Origin of the sequence: Blautia sp. AF19-10LB, assembly GCF_003461245.1 — a bacterium.
In the GTDB taxonomy this organism is placed as follows: Bacteria; Bacillota; Clostridia; order Lachnospirales; family Lachnospiraceae; genus Blautia_A; species Blautia_A intestinihominis.
This window is the reverse complement of record NZ_QTWS01000012.1, coordinates 62,595-86,044: the sequence shown is the minus strand read 5'-3', so window position 1 is coordinate 86,044 and position 23,450 is coordinate 62,595. Positions and strand designations below refer to the sequence as shown.

The window sequence follows — 23,450 nt, the reverse complement described above, 5'->3', positions numbered from 1 at the left end:
ATATGGAAAACTCCACTGTAGAAGTTTCCATATCTTTTTATCAGCCCTCTATTTTATGTTTCTCTATTACGCAACTATGTTTCTTCGTGTCTTTGTCATAATTAATTCCAGCCAGCAATAAATTCCCATGATAGTCTTTCAGTGCCTCTACATACTGTTTTTCTTTTATCTGCTCAATCGCACCGCTGGCAGTTTTATCCCATTTCAGTTCGATGACTGCTGCCGGTTTGTCTGCGTGCAGTTTTCTTGGGATGAAGCAGATGTCAGCAAAGCCTTTTCCTGATGGTAGTTCTCTGACGATGGTATAGTATTCTCTTGCAAAGTAGAATGCAAGATTGATGGTGCAGCTCAGAGAGTTTTCGTTGTTGTACTGCAGGATTGATATTTCATTGTGAGCGCGGTCGATTCCTTCGGCTACTGTGTCTGCATCCATTTCCCATAAAGCTTTAAGTAATTTCCGTGAATCATCTACGGAACGGATAACTTCGCTCCAGTTCATAGTACTGATCGCGTTTACGTATTCCTGTGAAACTTCTTTATTTGGTATTGTAACGGTTCTGTCAGGCCAGTGGTAGCTCAGATATCCAAGATGAACCAGCAACGTCAAGATGTCGTCTCTTCCCTGAAAGGATGTCATATCATTAGAGAAAGTTCCTGTATTAATCTCAATACGATCGCCTGCAAGCATTCGGATTACAGCATCTTTCAGACCATCAACATTCATGGAAATGTAGATCTTCAGGGCTTCATAGGTTTCGGTCTGATTCCAGTAGTTGTCATAAATGCCACTCAACATAGCATCTACTACGGATTTTGGGCTGTACATGGCGTATGTTTTTTTGTTGTTACCTTCTAGAGTTACAAGTTCATATCCATCATACCATGCCTGTGCTTCCTGAAAGTTTCTGTCATAACGACTGCAAAGGGATTTTACTTCTTCTCCTGTAAAACCGAAATATTCTGCCATATCACGGGGATTCAGCATGGAGTATTCTGTGAACATGTTCAGGGCGGAGTGGGAGCCGTATTTCTTTATGGGAAGTATTCCTGTCATGTAAGCAAGTGCTACGTATTCTTTATCCTTTAACCACATTCTTAGAAAATCAAGATATTTTTTCTGGGATTCTATATCTTCTTTATATTCGCGGAACATGCAGTCCCACTCATCGATCAGGATTACAAATTGATATTTCGTCTCTGCATAAATGTCCTGCATCGCAAACACAAGATGCTCGCTGTCAACATATTCCGGATATTTTCTTTTTAGTTCTCGGAGCAGGCGCGTCTGTAACATATTCAACATTTCCTCAACGCTCATACTCATGCTTAGAAATTCCTGTATGTTGATCTTGATGACATCATATTGATTTAAATATTCTTTGTAATCGACTTCTTTGCTGATTTTCAAATCATCAAATAGTTCTTCTGTATTTTCTTCTCTGCTGTAATATGCAGCCAGCATATTTGCTGCCATAGATTTTCCAAAACGTCTTGGTCGGCTCACACAAATGTATCGTTGTTCTGTATTTATTAATTTATTTGTTTTTTCGATTAAACCACTCTTATCTACATATATTTCAGAGCGCAGGCTATATCGAAACAGTGTGGAACCCGGATTCAGATAGTTTCCCATTTTGATGCCTCCCTTTGTTTCAGCAGTCACTTTTTTATATTTAAAGTTTATCATAATCGGCGGGCTTTTGAAATGATTTTCTTCTATGGTAAGTAGGTAATCATCCGTATCTGTTTTTTTGTTTTTTATTCTGCTACAATCTCCTTAAAACTCAGGAGGTATTCTATATCACTATGAATAAAGAATAAAAAGCAAAACTGTGGTCTGACCGTATCCAGCAATGCCAGACCAGTGGGAAAACATGTAAACAATGGTGTGCAGAAAACGGTATCCCTTTATCTACGATGGGATACTGGATCCGCAGACTTGTAAAAGAAGAGCTGGCATCCGAATCTGAACAGGATATGGTCTTTGTCAGACTTCCCTCTGAACAGGAAACTGCCAGAAAGCTTCTCTCTAAGGAATCTTCACCGGTGCGTATTTTTATCTCAGACAGTATCCGTATTGAGATATCTGATTCCTGCAGGCCGGAACTGATGGAATCCATACTGGGATTCCTGCAGTGCCATGCTTGATCTGGCAGGAGGAACAACGGTATATCTTGCCTGCGGAGTCACTGATCTGAGAAAAAGTTACAATGGTCTGGCTGCCATCATCAAATTAAAATTTCACCTCGACCCATACTCACGCTGCATGTTTGCGTTCTGCAACCGTCGGCGTACTTCTATAAAGATCCTCCAATGGGACGGATCCGGATTCTGGATCCTGATGAAACGGCTCGACCGTAATGCTTTCCACTGGCCGGATACTCCGGACGAACTCCGCCAGGTGACTTTAAAAGAGAACCACTGGCTGTGCGACGGGCTCTCGTTAAATCCCAGGGGTGCATTTGAGGAACACCATCCAAAGATCATCCTGTAAGCATAAGACAGCGGAGCTGTCAATCCCGTAAAAATCATGAAAAACATGGCATTTCTCAGCGTATTTCCTATATCCGTAAGCGCAGTTTTTTATAGGAAAACAGCTGGAACCATGATATACTTTTAATAACGCTAAAGCAGGGAGAACAGGATATGGAACCGATCTTTACAGATAAACAACTGAATAACATGAGCCGTGAAGATCTGATCTCATTGATGAAGATCGTACAGGAACAGACAAAGAAGAAGGATACGGAGATCCAGCTGCTGAAAGATAAACAGAAAGAACTTGAATTCTTAAATGCCATGCTCTCTGACCGTCTTACCCTTGCACAGAGGAAACAGTTTGGTGCATCCAGTGAAAAGTATGCCGAAGGCTATGAACAGATGAACTTGTTCAATGAGGCAGAAGCCAGTGCGGATGCAGAAACAGAAGAACTTTTTGAAGAGATCCGGCCATCCTCTTATAAACGTAAAAAAGAAAAGGAAAGAAGGAAGAAGACCTTTCCAATTTTGAGACCGTTGAGACCAGAACCTATAAACTGGAAGGGGAAGCCCGTTACTGTCCGGAATGCGGAAAAAAATACAGCGTAGTAACAAAGGAGACCGTAAAACGCCTGCGCTTTGTATCTGCAAAGTTTGAGGTTGAGGAAGAGATCACTTATGTATACAGCTGCCCGAAATGCGGGTCCATGAAACGTCCGGAAAAAGAACCTTCCCTGATCCGTGGAAGTATCGCTACGCCTTCCCTTGTCGCCGGTATCATGAACGCTAAATATGTAAATGGAATGCCTCTGGCACGTCAGGAAAGAGAGTTTGCCAGATATGATCTCGATCTCTCCACAAAGACTATGGCGAACTGGATCATAAACTGCGCAGACAGATACCTGAAACCGCTGTATCAGCTGATGAAAGAGGAACTCCTGGAAAGCAGATATATCCATTGTGACGAAAGCCGTATCCAGGTACTCGGAGAACCAGATCAGAAAGGGACGCCCCAGAACTGGATGTGGGTATATCTCACGGATGAATCCAGTGGTTCCCCGCAGATGGTACTCTTCGATTATGAAAGGACCCGTGCGGGATATCATCCTGTAAATTTTTTAAGGGACGGGTTTCATGGGTATCTGACCTGCGATGGATATCAGGCTTATCACAGTTTAGGAGAAGGTATCATAGTAAGCGGGTGCCTTACCCATGCAAGACGACGTTTTGATGCAGCCCTCACAGCATTGAAAAAAGATTTCACAAAAGAACAGCTGAAAGAGACAGTTGCATATCAGGCGATGTCAAGGATCGGGATTCTCTATAAGATCGAAGAGATGATCCATGACAAAACACCGGAAGAAAAATATGAAGAACGCCAGAAACAGTCCCGTCCGGTTATGGATGCCCTGTTTGAATGGCTGCGTACGATGGAAGATTCTGTAGACAGATCTTCCCTTATTGGTGATGCCATTTTGTATACGCTTAATCAGGAAGTATATCTGAGACGGTATCTGGAAGATGGTCATCTCAGCATAGACAACAACAGTGCAGAACGTGCATTGAAAAACTTTGCAGTGGGACGCTGCAACTGGCTGTTTGCTAAAAGTGTACGGGGAGCAGATGCCAGTGCCCTTGTTTACAGCATTACAGAAATGGCACTTCTGAACTATCTGAAACCATATGCATATCTGACTTATATATTGGATGAACTCAGAAAAATGGGAGCTTTTCCTAAAGAGGAAGAATTAAAGAAACTGCTTCCATGGTCAGAGGATCTTCCGGAATACTGCCGTACTAAACTAAAAAAATAATACTAAGCCATCTGATATAGAATCTGGCAGACAGCCAGAAACAGTATCAGATGGCTTTTATAAAATGTCAATATACGGATGATTACCTACTTACTAATATACAGTAAGTTCATCTTCACTGAAAAAAAGTTCCATTAACTTTTCTTTATTATTTGCCAAACACCAACACACACAATAATAATAAGTGTTGCTACGGCTAACAACCGGAATGGATCAGTTTCCAAAAAATCATTAAAGGAAAGATACGTATTCTCCATTCTTTGCAAAATTATTGTCAAAATCATTGATGTTATTGATGTCAGTACCGACATATACCCTGCCATTCGCTTTCTAAGTTTCGTAGAATAATCTACAGTATTTGCACTGTCCGTTTTTTCTTGTAGATTTTCTTTGTCAACATCTTTCTTATATGTAATTAAAATATCTGTATACTCTTTTTTCTTATCCGAGGAAACATACACATCACTTATAATTTCTCGTATTAATTCCTCACAGAATATTGATATTGTATACATATCATATGCCTTAACAGAATATTTTCTAGCAGTAGATGCAATCAATGCTCTAAACATCTCTACCTCTGGCAAACCACGTTCAGCAATATAGGGTTTTAATGCTGATATAACATTTTGGTTTGCCATTGCTACTTGTTTAAAATAATCTTCTTTTCCTTTCTTTTTCATTATCCAATTTGTAAAGAAAAATACCAGTACTCCACTAATAACTCCTGTTGAAATACCCACAAACCATGTATTTTTTATAAATTCCACTTTACTTTTATCTCCTATCTCCCTTCTGAACAACCAAGCTTTGTTATTTTTTCACCTGCTCAGAAAGGAGTCTGTTCAAAATTTTGTATTAGGTTGCTTTAATCTTTTACTGAAATATTCCAAAATACTCTGCCACTGATCTAATCTTTGAAAAAGCTTTCACAATCTTTTCTGCTGTTTTTCCTGCGCAGTCTACGAATTTCTGAAAGTCGTTTCTGGCAGCCTGCTGTCCTTCTGCGGAGGGACTTTCTTCTGCTTTGGATAAGATTTTCTTCAGAATTTCCTTCTGCTTTTCATTCAGATTCTCGTCCTCTTCAACACATTTTCTGGCTTCCTTCCATTCTCCATTGTTGGTCTTTTTAGAGCCGTAATTAACTTCATTTTGTTTTCCTGATATTACAATGGAATTTGAGTTTCTTGTAATATTATTGATATTGATAAATGAATTCATAAATCGTCCTCCTCCAGATAATTTTCTTTCCGAATCTGACTGACATTATGTATATACTGTCTCTCTCCTGTCAGTTCCATGCCTTTTATCAGATACTTATTTTGTTCTTTCAACATTTCAAAGCGTTTATCAAAAGTTCTTATCTTATTTTTGACAAATGCCAAATCCGGAACAAAATCTGTACTTACGTAAGTCGCACTGACTTTATCCAGATCATCATTTCTTGATGCGCAGTAGAAAAGTGTATCAAAAATATACAACGAATCCAATTCGCAGACATCATCTACTACAAACTGGACATTCTTATAATCTTCAAGTGATGTAAGTGATCGTTCCAGATCTGCGCAACGCTCGTCATACTGTTCTAAATCATATGACATTTCGCAAATCAGCGATGGCTGCAAGCTAATGATTACTTTTACAGGATAGCCATTCTGGGCCCACTCCAACATTCGCCTCTTTTCACTTAATTCCAGTTTATCAAGGTCTGAATGGTTCATCTGACCTTTGATAGTAGAAAAAGGTGAAAAATGTCCATACAATCTTAACGTCGGACTGACATTTTCTTTGCTGCTGCAAAATAATATCCTCTCCAAATAGTTATCAATTCTCACGGCACGTTCCAGGCTGTCTTTTACACCAAATCTTCTGGGACAGATTTCACGCATCTCTTTGATTTTCCGAATTGACCAGTCGATTTTATGCGAGTCATCAAATTTTGGAACATTCGGAACACCCGTTTGTACGACGACGACATTTGAACTACCATTCTGGATGATACTGTTTGAATTCTTCTGAATTTTTGTTTTTGAAAATAAAGCTTTTCCCATTTTTTATTCCTCCTCATACTGTTCATATGATGAAGGAAACAATATACGTTCCCAGAGGAATCGTTATGTTATCACTTCCCTTAATGGAAACAGCTTCTATAACAGCAGCTGCCACACTAAGTGCCAGCAACTTCTGTACTGAATAATTCAGATCATAAATAACACTATATCCATACATGGTCATAAATGAAACGAGAAACATTGCCAGAGAACCGGAAACACTTTTCTGACTTCCACGTACATTGTAGATTCCCTTGTGAAATTTTTTTCCAACTAGCGCTGCCATTCCATCGCCATATCCCAGCGGCATGAAATATATTCCCATCGGGATCATATTTCCATAAAGCCTGAAGGAAATATTTACCAGAAGCAAAAGCGAAATAAAGTAATACACGGTTCCGAAACTCTTTTTCTGACCTGGCCGCTCAACGCCATCAAACCATGAATATTTGTAGGACAAAGCCATTACCGTTCCAATGATGATCGGAACTGTGGAACATGCAATTACATTGTCAAAGATATAATTTCCAATGAACCACCAGTTCGCAACCATCATATGTGCAAATTTCCGGCTGAATTCAAGTCCGAGGCATTTCATTTTGGATGAGAAAGCCAGAACTCCTACAATATAAGCGACACTTGCTACAACACCGATCACATTTCTCATTATCTTTTTCCTCCGTTTCTTTATTATTTGAGTCAATTATAACCGGTGTTATTTCTCATAGATATATTTAGTTCGACAGACTTTCCCTTTTACAACTTCCAAAAATCAAATTGTTTTAATTGTTCCCCATATTTTTCCATTTTTCCCCAATAATTTTTTCTATATTGTTTAAATATTCTTCTTTTTGTTTCTTCCAAATGCCACGATCTGTTCGTTTATAAGCTCGTTGCGCTTTATTCATAAATAATCTCCACTCTTCTTTTTGAATTTCGGCAATGCAGACTCCGTTAAATTTCCTCTCTTCTTCTTGAATTTTGGCAATACAGGCTCTGTTAAAATAGTAGCAACTCTGTTGAAACGCAACAGGATATCTACACGCGTTGATATAGGCTTCTACTTTTCTTAATACACTTTCGGCAGCACCTAGCTCAGCATCTGTGTGCGTATCCTTTAAATACTGCTCTATACATAATTCTGCCAAAACCAGACCATATTGTATCTCAATGATGTTATTATCTACATCACCTTCGGTCAAATAAATATCGATCTTGTTCTTTAATTTTTCAATATCAATCTCTTGACTCAACTTCCACTGGCAAATCCAACTATAAAACTCCGCTTCTGCTTTTTGGAGATTTGAAAGAATCACTTTCGAAATTTGCTGTAGAATTTTTTCTGCCATTCCGTAATCCTGCCCAATATAAATATTATATTTTACCTTCATCAATAAATAAGCTGGCGATAACGCTTCTTTTAATTTATATCTGTTCACATATGCAAGAGATACATGAAAATTATTTTCTGCCAGATTGTTTTCACCTCGCAGAATACGTTGATTAATAATATAACCGTATGAAGTAAGCACATCGCGGTTAAAATTGTTATCTCTTGCTACCCTGAGACGGTTTTCATAAATTTCTCTTACATATTTACCATCTTTACCTCTTAATGAAAAATAAGGTTCTAACTTCATTGTAAGCATCATATATTTTTCTATATTATCTTCACAGCAAAATTCAAGTATTGACTTTACTACCTGAAATTCTCCTTCTCGATCCAAAAAGCACATTTTCCCCTTATAAATTCCTGCCATTTCATTACTGTCCAGTGCTTCTTCCAGATAACGAATTGCCCTTTCCATGGTTTCTTTATAGAATTTCTCCTCATCTATCGCTACATCCGTACTGAGTTTATACAGAATAAGGTTCCTCATTAACGGAAAGAGCCTTACTCCCGGATAGGGCGCATCACTGTTTCTGGTTTTTCCACCTTCCATAAGAAAAAGATTATGCAACATATTGTCCATAACATTGCCATCGGGATTCATATTATTCAGACTCCACATCATCTTTTTGCTCACGCTCGTTGCGATACATGCTATTCTTTCTAATACCTTCCGCTCTGTTTTACCAATGCGATTCCACATATCTTCCATTAATTCATTCCATAAATATTGATAAGTTTCTTTCCCTTTTTCATTTTTCCACAAAGTTTCTTTCAGGATCTGTTCCATTCCTATTCCATCCACATGGTATAACTTCCATATAAGTTCTCCAATTTTTTTAACAGCTATTGGAATGCCGCCTGTAATATTGTGGAATTTATTCAATGCAATTTCCATGGTTTCTTTAGTTTCGGGGTTTTCTTCGTTCAATATCTTATCCAGTTCTGGAACGTATTTTTCCAGCATTTGCCGTGTGCACTGTATATTATTAGTGAGATCATTAAATACAAGAGTCTCTGCCTCTGCCGGAGCATCAATTCCAGCCATACTATGGCTTAATATTAAAACTTTAGCTTTAGCATTTTTCAGGAAATCATAATGTTCAAATTTTCTATACCCTATTCGTATAACTACATAATCCCCTTGCAAATCTTTCCTTAGTTGTTGTTCCATGGTATCTGAATATTCCATTTGTTCAATATCATAGATATACGGAATGATTATTGTTTCTTGTCCTTTCTGCTTGTCTAATAAATATTTCTCAACAGAAACTGTAATCCCACTTTTTCTTGTTCCCTGAATTATCATACATTTACTTTCTTTTTTGAAAAAATCATCTAATTTTTTGCGTAACTTGTCCGGACATACGACTCTATCCCATTCTTCTTTCTCTTCTTCCGATAATTCATGAGAATATTCCACTACATATGGAAGTCCTGATGTATTTATATTGACTTCCCTTTTTAATAACTTTCTCGCGATTTCTTTATACTCTGTCACAAATTGAGACAGTTCTATTCGCGGCACGTGATATGTTATATGAAATTCAATGCAGGCATTTAACAGATTTTCTGCCTGTTTCCCTGACACGCCTTTCTGTTTATATTGATATATTGTATTAGCTTTTAGCTTTTTTTCAGTGCCAATCTCTTCCCCATTCATACTGTTGGCAATCGCTTCACATATTTTCATTTGCTTCCATCCCAAAAACTTACGGCACTTTTCTACATAATCATAAAATCTTTCCCCTAATTGAATTCTTAAATTTTCTTTTTCCCCTTTTCTCATAAGCTCTGCTCCCCACATTTGATATTTTGCACTCACAGCTGACATTCATAATGCCTGAATATATGTAATAATCTTACAGATATCTCAGCCAAATAGCGCTCCCCCACAGATAGCCAGTCTGTCGCTGCTTAATGCTTTTTCATCTGTCAACAATTCTCGATGTTTTTATTGTATCATATATAGGACAGTTCTTGTCGTTCTGTATATCGAAATAGTAATTCGTTCTTTCGACATAGCTCTACACAAAAATATGGAGAACCTCATCATTAAATAATGAAATTCTCCATACCTCTTGCTTTTCTGGTAGAAATCAATTTCCTGGCAGGCCTTCTTCCAAGACATCGGAAAATTGTTCCCAAATAGCTTCTTTGTTTGCTCTTAGTTCAGATATTTCTTGAATCAATCCGTAACACCAATGGTCATAATCTGGTTTTACAAATTTTATTACATTATCACACTCATGAAATTTCAAATTCTCTTTATAGTGATTAATAAGAGATTTCGTGCCAACTTCCATCCCATTGTATGTTTTATCAGCAGCAAAAAGATAAACATATTTACTTCCTATTCTGTCGGAAATATCTAATATTACAGGAACAATTTTTTCCCAAAACAAACCAAATCCCAATGGTATATTTAGTTTTTGAGTGGATCTATAACTCGCGTTCCTACAAAAGTGTCTTAGCTCTATCGCTGAAAAGCATAACGGAACATTAATTGTATTTTCTGACTGTCCAATTTGTAATGCCTCTGTTTTTCTGTTTAAACGTTCCGATGCAATTGCAAATAAAGTATCTGCTCGATTTGGAAAAAACGAATTTATCGCATCAAACATGTTCTGCTCTGCATTTCCATCGTTTTTGCGTTTTGCCTCAATATATGGTTCAAGAAGAGCCAATTCTTCTTCTGAAAGTTTTTCTTCTATCTTATCACCTACGAGCAATCCACATTTAAGTGAAAAATAGCATGCAATATTAGTGGCACCTTTAATAGACTTATCTTTAATTATGTATACTCTGGTTTCTCCATCTGAATCTTCTTTCCATGCTTTTGCAGGATCTTTCAAGTAAGATTCAAGAGAATCTCCTTCTTTTGCCGAAACAAAGCCTTTTATAAGTTCTTTATTCTCTATGTGCGATGTCAAAACCTCACACTCATACACATCAAATAACTCATGTACTTTACTAAGATTTATGTTTATCACTCCCCAAAAACTTACTCTAATTACGAGAAGCCAATTCTCTCGCTGCATCAACCTCCATAGCAGCTAAAGACAATTTCACATCACCATTTTCAGAAGCCTTAAGTCCCTTCCTTGCCATTTTCCATGAAAATTCACCATGTGATAAGCTGCTGAGTTTCCAAGAAGATTCATGTCCGTATCGTTGCAAAACTGACTTAAGCAACATCCCTGTCCGAGTCGATACATTTCCGTGTACATTATGAAACGGAACACTTTTCATGTATTCGCTACGCACGCTTTTTAAAACAGGACCATACCTCCAACCATAAAAATCCTCTACAAATAAGGCTTCCTGATTATACATGAGGGATTCTCTCTGTGAGAAATACATTAATTTATGCATTTTCATCTCATCCATATATACACCCGTCTGTTCCAGATACATGTCATATAATGCTTTTGCTACATATAATGTGTCTTCCATATCTATCCCTCCTTTTCTTATATATTATGTCTATATAATACAATAGTTATCAGGAAATTGAAAGAGGTTTATTGAATATTGAAGTTCAATCTTTTTCCATGATTGACTGATGCCAATACTATCAAGAACATTTTGCTCTTTGCTTATTGTAATATAATTCAACCAACAAAGCAAGCATTTTTTCGCTTTTTAGAAAATAAAAAGGCTTCACGATATCATTCTCTATAATAAGTTTTTCCTATATAGATATGATACCATGAAACCTTTTGTCCGTAAAGCAACACAATTTTACATTTCGCTTAGATGATAATACACACCATCCCGCCCTTGCTGTCGTTAACGATCTTTTGCATAGTGTCCTGGAGTTTGGTTTGGCTTTCTTCGCCGATGGCGGAGATTTTGGTGCGGATGCCGTCCTGGACGAGCTGTTCGATGGATTTGCCGAAGATGTTGGTTTCCCAGATGCTTTCGCCGCGCTGGCTGCTCTCGCCGATGTACTGGATGAGGTCGTTGGCCTGCTGCTCGGTGCCTACGATCGGGGCGATCTCGGTTTCGATGTTTGCCTTGATCATGTGGATGGACGGGCTCTTGGAGCGGATCTTTACGCCGAATTTGTTACCCTGGCGGATGACGGTCGGGTCTTCGATCTGGATCTCGGAGAGTTCCGGGACGACGACGCCGTAGCCGGTCGAGCGGACGGCTTCGAGGGCTGCCTGGACTTTGACGTACTGCTCTTTCATGGCTGCCAGTTCTTTCATGGTGTGGATCAGGTCGTATTCACTTTCCATAGTGATGCCGCTCATTTCGCTTAAGATCTTGTAATAAAATTCGTCTTTGACCTGGATACGGATGCGGACGATCCCGGTGGAAAGATCGACCTGATCGAGAAGTGTCTCCTGAATATAGGGTCCTGTGAGCTGAACGGAGTCCTTGGTGATGTCGCGGATGTGCGTCAGATTCTGCATGTATTCGCGGATCTGTGTGAGGATCTGGGCTTTCAGTTCGTGCTGTGGTGAAAGCATTTCGACCCATTTCGGAATGTAGAACTGGATCTCACTGACCGGGAATTCGTAGAGGACATTTTCCAGGATCTTTATGATGTCTTCTTTGCGGAGCTGTTCACAGTTGGCGGAGATCGTGGTCACGCCGTATTTTTCCCGCAGCTCCCGACAGAGTTTCTGGGTTTCTTCTTTATATGGTGTCTGGGAGTTGACAAGGATCAGAAATGGTTTGCCCTGTTTTTTTAATTCTTTGACCGTGAGTTCTTCGGCTTCGATGAAATTTTCTCTCGGAAGCTCACCGAAACTGCCGTCGGTGGTGACTACGAGGCCGATCGTTGCGTGTTCCTGGATAACTTTGCGGGTGCCAACCTGGGCGGCTTCGTGGAAGGGAATGGCTTTTTCGAACCATGGAGTTTTGACCATCCGCTCTCTTCCGTCTTCGATGTGGCCGGAGGCGTCTTTGACAAGAAAACCGACACAGTCGATCAGTTTGATCTGAACTTTCTGGTCTTCGCCGAGTGTCACGGGAATCGCTTCTTTTGGGATAAATTTAGGCTCTACGGTAGTAATGAGTTTCCCTGAACCGCTCAAGGGAAGCTGGTCGCGGACTTCGGCCTGCTGCCCCGGTTCCATGGCGGGAAGTGCCACAAGTTCCATAAATCTTCGGATGAACGTTGATTTTCCTGTCCGTACAGGTCCGACAACGCCTATGTATATATCACCACCGGTACGCGCCTGAATATCCCGGTAAATCTGAAAATTTTCCATAAAAAATCCCCCTGCATATATTGTAACAGTCCCATGTATCGTTACAATATATGCAGGAGGAAACTATTTTATTTACGGTTTTTGAGGTATTCTGCTCTGCCTTCTTCGTAGAGGTTGTTGCCTTCGCTGTCGATGATCACGACGAGGGGCATTTCTTCTACATAAAGTCTGCGGAGTGCTTCGGACTGGAGATCTTCGTAGGCAACCAGTTCTGCACTCTTGATGCATTTGGCGAGAAGGGCTCCGGCTCCGCCGATCGCTCCGAAGTAAACGCCGCTGTATTTCTTCATGGCTTCTACGACTTCCGGAAGGCGGGCGCCCTTGCCGATCATTCCACGTGCGCCTACGGACATCATGGTCGGTGCGTAGGCATCCATTCTTCCGCTGGTGGTCGGGCCTGCGGAACCGATGACCTGACCTGGCTTTGCAGGGGTCGGGCCTACATAGTAGATGGTTGCATCTTTCGGGTCAAAAGGGAGTTCCTCGCCGCGTGCAAGTGCTTCGCACATTCTCTTGTGTCCGGCATCGCGGGAGGTGTAGATGGTTCCGGTCAGGTAGACGGTGTCGCCTGCGTGAAGAGTTCTTGCCAGTTCTTCTGTTAATGGCAGTGTGATGTGACGTTCCATATTAAAGCACCTCCGTTTTGTGGCGTGTTACGTGGCAGCTGATGTTGATCGCACATGGCATGCCGGCGATATGGGTTGGCATGGTCTCGATGTTCAGGCCGATGGCTGTGGTCCTTCCACCGAATCCCTGCGGTCCGATTCCGAGCTGGTTGATCTTTTCCAGCATTTCTTTCTCCAGGTCAGCATAATATGGATCCGGGTTCTGGGTGTCTACCGGACGCATGAGGGCTTTCTTTGAAAGAAGGGCTGCCTTGTCAAAAGTTCCTCCGATTCCGACACCGACTACCATCGGTGGGCACGGGTTCGGGCCTGCTGTCTCTACAGTCTCCAGAATGAAGTCTTTGATTCCTTCGATGCCTGCGGATGGCTTGAACATGCGGATCGCGCTCATGTTTTCACTTCCGAAGCCTTTTGGTCCGACGGTGATGCGGATGTGCTCGCCCGGAACGATCTCGGTGTAGAGCATTGCCGGTGTGTTGTCACCTGTGTTTCCTCTGCGGACAGGGTCTTTGACAACGGATTTGCGGAGGTAGCCATTTGTGTAGCCTCTGCGGACACCTTCATTGACTGCTTCTGTCAGATCTCCATCTGCGATATGTACGTCCTGGCCGATTTCCAGAAAAACACATGCCATACCGGTGTCCTGACAAATCGGAACCTGTTCATTCTCTGCGATCTGATAGTTCTCGATGATGTTGTCGAGGACACCGCAGGCAATCTGTCCGTCCTCACAGGAACGACAGGCCTGGATTGCTTCCTTGATATCAGACGGCAGAACCTGATTTGCCTCGATACAGAGACGCTCGATGGTGTCTGTGATAGCTGATGCTTTGATTTCACGCATTTGCATTTACTCCTATCTTTCGTTTTTGTGCCGACAGCAACGTTGTGCTGTATCATCGCGAAATGTGAGTGATACAGGATGACAGATTCTCTGCTGTTTTTCTGGCACTTCTGATTTTATTTTAGACTATCTCGTTCGAATCTGCAAGTATCTGTAGAAAAACAAACGGTTCTTAATAGCAAAACAACCAGACTCCTGTCAAAGCATCTCTCTTTGTGGAGTCTGGTTATCTTTTATGTCAGATTTCCTATGGCAAAAAATCTAAGCATGGATTTTATTTATCTTTTTCTTCTAACTTCCCCCTCGGAAGTTATACGCGCGGAATTAATAGAATTCGTTATGGAGCAGTTCGTGCTCTTTACCCTTGAGAAGTCCCTGGTAAAGTTCGAGTACCATCGGGTTCTCGTCAGATTTCTTGATGATCGTGGTGTTGTCTGCATTGTACAGACCTCTTGCTCTGGCTGCCTTGGTCCTGTCACCGGATCTGGTCGGCTGACCGCCACCCATGATACAGCCACGACGGCATGCCATTACTTCGATCAGATGGTATTCTGCTTCGCCGTTCTTTACACGGTCCATAACGATCCTTGCATTGGCAAGTCCGCTGGCTACGCAGACTTTGATCTCCATGTCTTTGTATGGTACAGAGAATTCCTTGATTCCCTCTTCTCCACGGACACCACACTCAGAGATCTCACGCATTGCTTCCTTGGTATGATCTGGGGTCAGGCGACGGAGAACCGCCTCTGTAACACCACCGGTAACGCCAAAGATAACACCGCCGCCGGAACCGAATCCAAATGGCATATCACATGCTTCCGGATCCAGGGATGCGAAATCAAGACCGAAGTTATCGATCATGCGGAGAAGTTCCATTGTTGTGATAACGATATCTGTATCCTGCTCGCCCTCGGTAAAGCTGTTTGGACGGATCGCTTCTGCTTTCTTGGCTGTACATGGCATGATGGAAACCATAACGGTTTTCTTGCCTGCTGCGTGTTCCGGATCACGGAAGTATTCCTTAATGACTGCGGACATCATTCCCTGAGGGGATCTACAGGTGGAAAGGTTCGGAATATATTCTTTGTATTGTTCTGTGATGAATTTGACCCATGCAGGACAGCAGGAGGTCAGAAGAGGAAGTTTCTCTCCTTTCTCAATTCTGTCCAGGAATTCTGCGCTTTCTTCCATGATGGTAAGGTCGGCACTGAAACTGGTATCATAAACTTCATCAAATCCCATGCGGTGAAGGGCATTTACAATCTTGCCCATAACGCTGCGGCCTTTGGCCAGTCCGTAGTGATCGCCGACTGCGACACGTACTGCCGGTGCAATCTGCGCTACGACACGGGTGTCCGGATCTGCCAATGCATCCCAGACTTCATCCATATGTGTACGGATGGAAATCGCTCCTGTCGGACAGAATACACGGCACTGTCCGCAGTTTACGCACTGAGTCTCTGCAATCTTCTTGTTGAATGCAGGCATAACCATGGCTTCTGTTCCACGGAATGCAAATCCAAGTGCACCGATTCCCTGAAGTTCCTCGCAGGCACGTACACAGTCGCCGCAGAGGATACATTTGTTCGGGTCACGCACGATGGATGGAGAACTGAGATCCAGCGGATGAATCTCTCGCGTATTTTTGAAACGGATATCGCGAACGCCGAGACGATGTGCCAGTTCCTGAAGAACGCACTCACCGCTCTTAATACAGGTTGTACAATCTCTGCAGTGTGCTGCAAGAAGCAGTTCTACGATCAATTTACGATATTTCTTGATCTTGCCGGAGTTGGTATAGATCACCATGCCGTCTCTCGGCACTTCTGAACAGGATGCAAATGTTCTTCCTCTGTCATCTTCTACGGTACATAAACGACAGGCACCAAAGGTGGAAACCTCTGAATGATAGCACAGTGTCGGAATATTGATTCCCGCATTACGGATAACAGTCAGGACGTTTTTTTCATCGGTAAATTCTACTTTTCTACCGTCTATTGTCATTGTACCCATACTTTATCCCTCCCTATGCTTCAATATAGATGGCATCAAATGAACAGTTGTCTTTACATGCACCGCACTTGATACACAGATCATTGTTAATGGTATGAGGCTGTTTCTTGACTCCGGTGATCGCTCCTGCCGGGCAGTTTCTTGCACACTTGCCGCAGCCGATACAAAATTCCGGATTGATGATAAATTTACGCAGTGCTGAGCAGACTTTTGCACGGCACTTCTTATCCCTGATATGCTCTTCATACTCTTCATGGAAGGTTTTGAGTGTACTGATGACCGGAAGCGGAGCACTCTTGCCAAGTCCGCACAGAGCCATGGCACGAACCATCTCTGCCAGTTCGGAAAGTTCTGCAAGATCACTCTCCTCACCCTTGCCTGCTACGATCTTCTCGAGGATCTCAAGCATACGCTTGGTTCCCTCACGGCACGGAACGCATTTACCGCAGGATTCTCTCTGAGTAAAGCTCATGAAGAAACGGGCAACTTCTACCATACAGGTATTTTCATCCATAACTACCAGACCACCGGAACCGATGATCGCATCGTATTTCTTGACAGAATCGAAGTCAAGCGGAATATCCAGATGCTTCTCTACCAGACATCCTCCGGACGGTCCACCGATCTGAACACCCTTAAATCCGGCATCTCCTTTGAGTCCGCCGCCGATATCATAGATGATCGTACGGAGAGTCGTTCCCATTGGTACCTCGATCAGACCTGTGTTATTTACGTTACCGGTAAGAGCAAACGCCTTGGTTCCCGGGCTTCCCGGTGTACCGATGCTCTTGTACCATTCTGCGCCGTTTGTGACGATCATTGGTACGTTGGCGTATGTCTCAACGTTATTCAGTACGGTCGGTTTATTGAAAAGACCATGTTCTACAGTACGCGGCGGTTTTACACGCGGCATACCTCTGTTTCCTTCGATAGATGCGGTAAGGGCAGAACCTTCACCACATACGAACGCACCGGCGCCACGGTTGATATGGAAATGGATACAGAAATCTGTACCAAGAACGTTATCACCGATCAGACCAAGTTCTTCTGCCTGTGCGATCGCGATACGCAGACGCTCTACTGCCAGCGGATACTCAGCACGTACATAGATGTATGCGTTCTGTGCACCTGTCAGATAGGAAGCGATCAACATACCTTCCAGCATCTTATGCGGGTCACCTTCCATGATGCTTCGATCCATGAACGCACCCGGGTCACCCTCATCACCATTACATACTACATAACGGTCTGTCTCTTTCTGACGTGCCACCTGTTTCCATTTCTTACCTGCCGGGAAACCGCCGCCGCCTCTTCCGCGAAGGTTGGCTTCTTCTATCATGTCAAGACCTTCTTCTTTGGTCATTTCGAAGAGGACTTTTTCAAGACCGGCATATCCGCCTACTGCGATGTATTCTTCGATATTCTCTGCGTCGATATGTCCACAGTTCTTAAGTACCAGACGCATCTGTCCGGCATAGAACGGGATGGATTCTTCGCTCTGGTATATCTGTCCGTCCTTATGGTAAAGCAGCCGCTCGATAGGCTGCCCCTGACAGACAGTTTTCTCATAGATTTCTTCGCAGTCTTCTGGTTTAACCTTAATGTAGAGGATTCCGAGAGGTTCGATTCTCATCAGAGGTCCCATTTCGCAGAAGCCATGGCATCCGCTCTTCTTGATCTCCGGATGTGGAACTTCACCTTCGAATTCTACAGAAACATTCTCGTTGATCTCTGCGAGATTGTGCATTTTTTCATAAATTTCTTTGGAGCCGCTGGCAATACATCCAGTTCCTGCGCAGATAAGAACACGTATTTTCTGTCTGTGCAGTTCCGCTTCTGCCTTTTGGCGTAATGCCTGAAGTTCTTCTCTGTTATGTAAAAACATCATTCGGCACCTCCTTTTTTAAGGTTCTGGATCACTTCTATCGCCAGATCCGGGGTCATCTTAGGATGCACTTCGTCATTGACCGTCATAACCGGTGCAAGACCGCATGCACCAAGACAGGATACTGTTTCTATCGTAAACATCATATCGTCTGTGGTGTGCTTCTTCGCATTCAGACCGAGCTCTTTCATAAGGGCTTCTTTGACCGGAACGGATTTCCTTACATGACAGGCAGTTCCGTCGCAGACCTTGATCACATATTTGCCTTTCGGCTCAAAGGAAAAGTTCTCATAAAAAGTAGCGACGCTGTATGCCTTCGCCTCGGTCACTCCAATCTTGGATGCAACATAGGTCAGAAGCTCTCCCGGCAGGTAGCGGTACTCCGCCTGGATATCCTGCATGATCGGAATCAGTGATGCTGCTTTCGGTCCGTAATGCTCGATGATCTCATCTGTCTTCGTGTAATAAGACTGATCTAACATTCAATTCCCTCCTTGTTAAAAATTTGCTTTTGTCTGCGCCCATTATTTTGTATAATTTACACAGCCTTGTTGTATTTCATTATACATTAAGTAGTCAAATTATACAAGTGAAATGTAGGAAAATTGAATTAATTTATTCATGTTTTTTATGTTTTTCGTATTATTGTGTATTTTTTAACAGATTTTATAATTTTTTATCAATCTATTTTGCTATAGTAAAGTGTTTCTCATTTTGTTTCTCTTATGTGCTTCGAAAAGTACAGGGATTTTGCATTTTCGGATTGATTTTGGGAATTCTTTCCTATATTATAGGGAGCGGTAGATGAATATTTTTCTTATTTAAGGAGATGAAATAGATATGCGAAATTATGATACCCCAGTCAGAGAGATCCGACACCAGGTTTATACTGAAGTGGCAAAGGCCGGATTTGAATCTTCTGACGAAAGCCTGATCCATGATATTGAATCCATCCCGTACAATATCGTCAGTGAAACTGCCCAGTACCGTGAGAGTATTTACAGAGAACGGGCCGTTGCAAGCGAAAGAGTCCGTCTCGCCATGGGTCTTTCTCTTCGCCCGGAAAGCAAGGCGGTCCATCTGACCGACGGTCTTGCTGCCAGCAATATCAATGAGAAATATTATGAGCCGCCTCTTATGCAGGTGATCCCGTCTGCATGTGCAGCCTGTCCTCCGAACAAATACATTGTCAGCAACATGTGCCGCGGATGTGTTGCCCATCCATGTATGCAGGTCTGTCCGAAGGGCGCGATCTCTATGAAGGACGGAAAGTCTTTTATCGATCAGGAAAAATGTGTAAAATGCGGAAAATGTAAAGCAGCCTGTCCTTATGATGCAATCTCCCACAACGTGCGCCCGTGCGAGCAGGCATGTGGTGTCAAGGCGATCGGAAGTGATGAGCAGGGGCGTGCGAGCATCCTGGATGACAAGTGTGTTTCCTGTGGTATGTGTATGGTAAGCTGTCCGTTCGGTGCGATCTCTGATAAATCTCAGATCTTCCAGCTTGCGCATGCGCTTCGTAACGGCGATAAGATCGTTGCGATCGTTGCACCGGCTTATATCGGCCAGTTTGGTGATGATGTGACCCCTGGCAAATTCAAGACAGCTCTGCAGGTTCTTGGTTTCTCTGATGTTCATGAGGTTGCGTTTGGTGCGGATGTCGGTGCGATCTCTGAGGCACATCATTATGCACATGAGGTTGCAACAGGAAATCTTCCGTTCCTTCTGACTTCCTGCTGTCCGTCCTGGTCCATGATGGCAAAGAAATACTTCCCGACCATGATCGACAATATCTCACAGGAGCTGACTCCTATGGTTGCCACTGCACGTAAGGTAAAGCAGGATGATCCGGATGCGAAGGTTGTCTTCATTGGACCTTGTGCTTCCAAGAAACTGGAAGCGATGCGCCGTACTGTGCGAAGTGATGTGGATTTTGTTTTGACTTTTGAGGAACTGGATGCGATGTTTGATGCGCGTGAGATCGAGCCGGCTTCCTTTGAAGACGAAGGTTCCCTGCATGATGCTACTGCCGCCGGACGTGGATATGCGGTCGCAGGTGGTGTTGCAGGTGCGATCGAGGCCTGTCTGAAGGAATATTATCCGGAAGTTCCGGTGCATATTGAGCATGCAGAGAGCCTGGCAGAGTGTAAGAAGATGCTGGCTTTGGCGAAAGCCGGGAAACTTAAGGGCTGTATGATCGAGGGTATGGCTTGTCCTGGTGGATGTATGGGCGGTGCTGGTACGAATGTGCCGATTGCGAAGTCTTCTAAGGCGCTTAAGAAGTTTGTGACAGGTTCTTCTAAGAAACTGCCGGCGAAAGAATTGAAGGAAATTGAGCTTTCTTGAGATTTTTTTGGAAAAAGCAAGTGTAAAAAACTTTTTTTGCCTGGGGAATGTATTCCCCGGGCTCTTTTTTCGCTTTTGGGAAGCATGGTAAACTGCAAAGGGACGTCGCCCGTCCCTCTGCACACCCTGGGCTGGGTGTTTGACGGAAATTTTGTTTTTTGGTCGAGGATTGTGAAAAATTTTCCTAGTGGTCCAGGCCGGGAGATTTTCGTTTGAATAGGTTGGGGATTTGGAGGGACTCCCTGAGTCAAGGTGGATTTTTGGGGGAGATTTCCCCCACGCGATACCCAGGCTCCATACCACGCTACCAAAATGCTCCCCCACACCAAAACCAACGCCGATGTTTTCCAAAAAAGCCCAGGGGTGTGCAGAGGGGACGGGCGACGTCCCTTCTGCGGTTTTGGTTTTTTCCAAAAAATAAAAGAGGATATAAGGAGATGTCAAACATCTCACTTACTCCTCCTTGAGATCGCTCAGTAGCTTGAGCAATTTCTCCCCGTAGTTTGCTCCAGCGGCCCAGCCGCCTCCATTGGGATTTTCCTGCTGTCCAAGCCATTCGACGTATGGGGCACTGCCTCTTTGGACCATGTTGAAGCGGGTGTCTACGCAGTCCTGGTTGAGAGATTCGTCGCAGGCGTAGGCTTTTAAATGCTGTACCTGTGCGCGGATTCCGGTTCTTACGTCGGGGTAGGATACGCCCTGGACGCCGCCGCCTGTGGTTCCGAGTCCTGCGAAGTTGTACTGGGAGATTCCGGAATCTCCTCCGTACTGGAGCCAGCCGGTCTCGAGCATTGCCTGTTCGAAGACTACTTCTCCCCGGACACCTTCAGCATTTGCTTCTTCCAGAATGATCGTGCAGAAATCATCGATCGTCTCTGCACCGCCTTCTTTCAGAGATGCGGACGGATATTCGGATCCATGTGCATTGTACTGGGAAGTCATCTGTGCCAGGGAAACGGTTGTCGTCCCCATGATCGTGTAATAACCATAAGTATTGTCGGTGGAATCATCCACGAAATTCGGATCTGAGGTAAAATCCGGCGCGTTAAGGCTGGCCGGCTTGTGGATCTGGCCTTCGCCGGAAAGATCGGATACTTCATCTTCTGCATTTGTATCTGAACTTCCAAATACGCTCGTCTCTCCATTATCCCCAGACGCCAGACAAGGTGCCCCTGTTATAAGGGCACCTGCCAGTATCATCTGTGAACAAAAGAGCATTGCTTTTTTGTTTCGAATCATCCATTTACCTTTCTCATTGCAGCTTCTACTACATGTCCTACAAGAACGGATGTAGTAACGCTTCCAACTCCACCAGGAACCGGTGTGATTGCATCAACGATCGGCTCAACTGCAGCGTAGTCAACGTCTCCACAGAGTTTACCTTCTGCATTTACGTTGATACCTACATCGATGATGGTCTGTCCTTCTCTGACATAATCAGCACCAACAACGCCTGCACGTCCGGCTGCTACGATCACAATGTCTGCTTCTTTTGCAACAGACGGCATGTCAACGGTTCTTGTGTGGCAGATCGTTACGGTTGCATTTTTCTTAACCAGCATCATGGCTGCCGGTTTTCCAACTACAAGGCTTCTTCCGATAACAACGGCTTTTTTGCCTGTGCAATCGATTCCGTAATGATCCAGGATCTCCATGCATGCCTGTGGTGTACATGGCGGGAAACCGATTTTTTTGCCGGTGAATACGCCAGACATGGAAAGATCTGTCATACAGTCAACGTCTTTTTCTGCAGCAAGTGCATTTTCAATCACTGCCTGATCCAGATGTTTCGGAAGCGGACGGAACAGAAGAACGCCGTGGATGTGGTCGTCTTTGTTTACTTTGTCGATGGTTGCAAGGAGTTCTTCCTGAGTCACATCTCCCGGAAGAAGGATCTTCTCACATGCTACGCCAAGAGTCTCGCAGCGTTTTGTTGCTCCTCTTTCATAAGAAATATCGCTTGGGTTTTCGCCAACACGAATGATGCAGAGTGTCGGGTTTACGCCTTTGCCCTGTAATTCTGCTACATTTGCTTTGATCTTTTCATTCAGTGCTGCTGTTACTTCTTTACCTAATAACTGCTTTGCCATTTTTGTATTTCCTCCGCTATTTTGTTGCTGATTATTTTAATCTGCCAAGAACGCTTTCGAATGTCTCATCTGCCATCTTGGTGTATTTCTCAAGCATTGCGTCTGCTTTTTTGTTGAGTTCTTCTGCGTATTCTCTGTCTGCCATGGATTTTGTATTGATGTAGACATTCAGGCTGGCACCCTGTAATGCTGCTTTGCAGAAAGCTGCTCCAACACCGGCATCACTGATCGCCAGTTTGGAACCCTTTGCGCCGAATTCAACGATCAGCTCGATCGCTTCACAGCATTTCTCCATGATCTCCATCGGTACGGAGCAGGCATCTTTCAGCACGATCTCCATAACACGGGCTTTTTCTGCTTTTTCTTCTTCGGTTTCTTTTGGCATACCATATGCTTTGGAGAGCGGCTCAAAAACTTCTGCGTCTCTTTCGATCAGACGAAGGAAGTCTTTCTGGAGCTGGTCGCATTTTGCTTTGAGCTCCCACATTTCGTCTTCTACGTCTGCATATTTTTTCTTACCTACGGTAAGACTGCCTACCATATTGCCAAGTGCAGTTCCAACTGCACCAACCAGCGCTGATGCACCGCCGCCGCCCGGTACCGGGGCTTTAGAAGCGAGAACTTCGACGAATTCTGTGCATGTACTTGTAGAAAATCCCATTTTTTCTCCTCCTGAAAAAAGTGACCC

The 23,450-nt window shown here is 43.3% G+C and carries 20 protein-coding genes and 1 pseudogene; 4 read left to right on the top strand and 17 right to left on the bottom strand.

Annotated features, from left to right (window positions below):
• Positions 1-40: 40 nt before the first annotated feature.
• Positions 41-1,633: an AAA family ATPase gene (locus DWX28_RS08660; RefSeq protein WP_118252465.1), complete on the bottom strand. Its 1,593-nt coding sequence runs from the start codon at positions 1,631-1,633 to the stop codon at positions 41-43.
• 197 nt (positions 1,634-1,830) lie between these two features.
• Between DWX28_RS08660 and tnpA the strand changes: the two genes are divergently transcribed.
• From tnpA to tnpC, 3 genes and pseudogenes are all read left to right on the top strand, one after another.
• Positions 1,831-2,148, top strand: a complete 318-nt coding sequence (tnpA, locus tag DWX28_RS08655; protein ID WP_442857733.1) for an IS66 family insertion sequence element accessory protein TnpA — start codon at positions 1,831-1,833, stop codon at positions 2,146-2,148.
• A complete protein-coding gene (tnpB, locus tag DWX28_RS08650; protein ID WP_118252463.1) occupies positions 2,141-2,494 on the top strand; it encodes an IS66 family insertion sequence element accessory protein TnpB in 354 nt (117 codons plus the stop codon). The genes tnpA and tnpB overlap by 8 nt, the downstream gene beginning before the upstream one ends.
• Positions 2,495-2,646: 152 nt before the next feature.
• Positions 2,647-4,292, top strand: a pseudogene (gene tnpC, locus DWX28_RS08645) (IS66 family transposase).
• Between the two features lie 134 nt (positions 4,293-4,426).
• Here tnpC and DWX28_RS08640 read toward each other — a convergent pair.
• The 13 genes from DWX28_RS08640 to DWX28_RS08580 form a co-directional block, all read right to left on the bottom strand.
• Positions 4,427-5,062 (bottom strand): hypothetical protein, encoded by a 636-nt coding sequence (locus tag DWX28_RS08640; RefSeq protein ID WP_118252462.1) that lies wholly within the window; start codon positions 5,060-5,062, stop codon positions 4,427-4,429.
• Between the two features lie 106 nt (positions 5,063-5,168).
• Positions 5,169-5,513, bottom strand: coding sequence for a hypothetical protein (locus tag DWX28_RS08635; RefSeq protein WP_118252461.1), 345 nt, complete (start codon positions 5,511-5,513; stop codon positions 5,169-5,171).
• Positions 5,510-6,343 (bottom strand): hypothetical protein, encoded by an 834-nt coding sequence (locus DWX28_RS08630; protein WP_118252460.1) that lies wholly within the window; start codon positions 6,341-6,343, stop codon positions 5,510-5,512. The genes DWX28_RS08635 and DWX28_RS08630 overlap by 4 nt, the downstream gene beginning before the upstream one ends.
• A gap of 22 nt (positions 6,344-6,365) precedes the next feature.
• Positions 6,366-7,010: a diacylglycerol/polyprenol kinase family protein gene (locus tag DWX28_RS08625; protein ID WP_118252459.1), complete on the bottom strand. Its 645-nt coding sequence runs from the start codon at positions 7,008-7,010 to the stop codon at positions 6,366-6,368.
• Positions 7,011-7,125: 115 nt separating this feature from the next.
• Positions 7,126-9,522 (bottom strand): hypothetical protein, encoded by a 2,397-nt coding sequence (locus tag DWX28_RS08620; protein WP_158565298.1) that lies wholly within the window; start codon positions 9,520-9,522, stop codon positions 7,126-7,128.
• A 310-nt stretch (positions 9,523-9,832) separates the two neighbouring features.
• Positions 9,833-10,774, bottom strand: a complete 942-nt coding sequence (locus DWX28_RS08615) for a hypothetical protein (protein WP_118252457.1) — start codon at positions 10,772-10,774, stop codon at positions 9,833-9,835.
• Entirely contained in the window at positions 10,743-11,189 is a 447-nt protein-coding gene (locus DWX28_RS08610) for a Panacea domain-containing protein (RefSeq protein WP_118252456.1), read from the bottom strand. The genes DWX28_RS08615 and DWX28_RS08610 overlap by 32 nt, the downstream gene beginning before the upstream one ends.
• Before the next feature lie 299 nt (positions 11,190-11,488).
• On the bottom strand, positions 11,489-12,958 hold the full coding sequence (spoIVA, locus tag DWX28_RS08605) for a stage IV sporulation protein A (RefSeq protein WP_118252455.1): 1,470 nt from the start codon (positions 12,956-12,958) through the stop codon (positions 11,489-11,491).
• Between the two features lie 68 nt (positions 12,959-13,026).
• Entirely contained in the window at positions 13,027-13,584 is a 558-nt protein-coding gene (locus tag DWX28_RS08600) for a Fe-S-containing hydro-lyase (protein WP_022214507.1), read from the bottom strand.
• A 1-nt stretch (position 13,585) separates the two neighbouring features.
• The gene (locus tag DWX28_RS08595; protein WP_118252454.1) at positions 13,586-14,428 is read right to left on the bottom strand and encodes a fumarate hydratase; all 843 of its coding nucleotides are present in this window, start codon (positions 14,426-14,428) and stop codon (positions 13,586-13,588) included.
• 324 nt (positions 14,429-14,752) lie between these two features.
• Positions 14,753-16,441 carry a [FeFe] hydrogenase, group A gene (locus DWX28_RS08590; protein ID WP_118252453.1) on the bottom strand — a complete coding sequence of 563 codons (1,689 nt, stop codon included), beginning with the start codon at positions 16,439-16,441 and terminating at the stop codon, positions 14,753-14,755.
• Positions 16,442-16,454: 13 nt separating this feature from the next.
• Positions 16,455-18,326 carry an NADH-ubiquinone oxidoreductase-F iron-sulfur binding region domain-containing protein gene (locus tag DWX28_RS08585; RefSeq protein WP_118252474.1) on the bottom strand — a complete coding sequence of 624 codons (1,872 nt, stop codon included), beginning with the start codon at positions 18,324-18,326 and terminating at the stop codon, positions 16,455-16,457.
• Positions 18,326-18,808: a complex I 24 kDa subunit family protein gene (locus tag DWX28_RS08580; RefSeq protein WP_022214503.1), complete on the bottom strand. Its 483-nt coding sequence runs from the start codon at positions 18,806-18,808 to the stop codon at positions 18,326-18,328. The genes DWX28_RS08585 and DWX28_RS08580 overlap by 1 nt, the downstream gene beginning before the upstream one ends.
• Before the next feature lie 358 nt (positions 18,809-19,166).
• Between DWX28_RS08580 and DWX28_RS08575 the strand changes: the two genes are divergently transcribed.
• Positions 19,167-20,672 carry a 4Fe-4S dicluster domain-containing protein gene (locus DWX28_RS08575; protein ID WP_118252452.1) on the top strand — a complete coding sequence of 502 codons (1,506 nt, stop codon included), beginning with the start codon at positions 19,167-19,169 and terminating at the stop codon, positions 20,670-20,672.
• A gap of 453 nt (positions 20,673-21,125) precedes the next feature.
• Here DWX28_RS08575 and DWX28_RS08570 read toward each other — a convergent pair whose 3' ends face one another.
• Genes DWX28_RS08570 through DWX28_RS08560 form a run of 3 tightly spaced genes read right to left on the bottom strand, consistent with a single transcriptional unit; the run spans position 21,126 to position 23,423 of the window.
• Positions 21,126-21,911: a glucosaminidase domain-containing protein gene (locus DWX28_RS08570; protein ID WP_022214500.1), complete on the bottom strand. Its 786-nt coding sequence runs from the start codon at positions 21,909-21,911 to the stop codon at positions 21,126-21,128.
• Positions 21,908-22,762 carry a bifunctional 5,10-methylenetetrahydrofolate dehydrogenase/5,10-methenyltetrahydrofolate cyclohydrolase gene (locus tag DWX28_RS08565; RefSeq protein ID WP_022214499.1) on the bottom strand — a complete coding sequence of 285 codons (855 nt, stop codon included), beginning with the start codon at positions 22,760-22,762 and terminating at the stop codon, positions 21,908-21,910. Before DWX28_RS08565 ends, DWX28_RS08570 begins: the two co-directional genes overlap by 4 nt.
• Positions 22,763-22,793: 31 nt before the next feature.
• The gene (locus DWX28_RS08560) at positions 22,794-23,423 is read right to left on the bottom strand and encodes a cyclodeaminase/cyclohydrolase family protein (RefSeq protein ID WP_022214498.1); all 630 of its coding nucleotides are present in this window, start codon (positions 23,421-23,423) and stop codon (positions 22,794-22,796) included.
• Positions 23,424-23,450: the final 27 nt, after the last annotated feature.

Coding starts and splice junctions, on each gene's coding strand:
- DWX28_RS08565 (WP_022214499.1), bottom strand. CDS start 22,762: ATGGCAAAGCAGTTATTAGGTAAAGAAGTAACAGCAGCACTGAATGAA.
- DWX28_RS08610 (WP_118252456.1), bottom strand. CDS start 11,189: ATGGAAGACACATTATATGTAGCAAAAGCATTATATGACATGTATCTG.
- DWX28_RS08575 (WP_118252452.1), top strand. CDS start 19,167: ATGCGAAATTATGATACCCCAGTCAGAGAGATCCGACACCAGGTTTAT.
- DWX28_RS08580 (WP_022214503.1), bottom strand. CDS start 18,808: ATGTTAGATCAGTCTTATTACACGAAGACAGATGAGATCATCGAGCAT.
- DWX28_RS08625 (WP_118252459.1), bottom strand. CDS start 7,010: ATGAGAAATGTGATCGGTGTTGTAGCAAGTGTCGCTTATATTGTAGGA.
- DWX28_RS08660 (WP_118252465.1), bottom strand. CDS start 1,633: ATGGGAAACTATCTGAATCCGGGTTCCACACTGTTTCGATATAGCCTG.
- DWX28_RS08560 (WP_022214498.1), bottom strand. CDS start 23,423: ATGGGATTTTCTACAAGTACATGCACAGAATTCGTCGAAGTTCTCGCT.
- DWX28_RS08635 (WP_118252461.1), bottom strand. CDS start 5,513: ATGAATTCATTTATCAATATCAATAATATTACAAGAAACTCAAATTCC.
- DWX28_RS08595 (WP_118252454.1), bottom strand. CDS start 14,428: ATGCGTGAAATCAAAGCATCAGCTATCACAGACACCATCGAGCGTCTC.
- DWX28_RS08620 (WP_158565298.1), bottom strand. CDS start 9,522: ATGAGAAAAGGGGAAAAAGAAAATTTAAGAATTCAATTAGGGGAAAGA.
- DWX28_RS08600 (WP_022214507.1), bottom strand. CDS start 13,584: ATGGAACGTCACATCACACTGCCATTAACAGAAGAACTGGCAAGAACT.
- DWX28_RS08585 (WP_118252474.1), bottom strand. CDS start 18,326: ATGTTTTTACATAACAGAGAAGAACTTCAGGCATTACGCCAAAAGGCA.
- spoIVA (WP_118252455.1), bottom strand. CDS start 12,958: ATGGAAAATTTTCAGATTTACCGGGATATTCAGGCGCGTACCGGTGGT.
- DWX28_RS08630 (WP_118252460.1), bottom strand. CDS start 6,343: ATGGGAAAAGCTTTATTTTCAAAAACAAAAATTCAGAAGAATTCAAAC.
- DWX28_RS08590 (WP_118252453.1), bottom strand. CDS start 16,441: ATGGGTACAATGACAATAGACGGTAGAAAAGTAGAATTTACCGATGAA.
- DWX28_RS08615 (WP_118252457.1), bottom strand. CDS start 10,774: ATGCAGCGAGAGAATTGGCTTCTCGTAATTAGAGTAAGTTTTTGGGGA.
- tnpB (WP_118252463.1), top strand. CDS start 2,141: ATGCTTGATCTGGCAGGAGGAACAACGGTATATCTTGCCTGCGGAGTC.
- DWX28_RS08570 (WP_022214500.1), bottom strand. CDS start 21,911: ATGATTCGAAACAAAAAAGCAATGCTCTTTTGTTCACAGATGATACTG.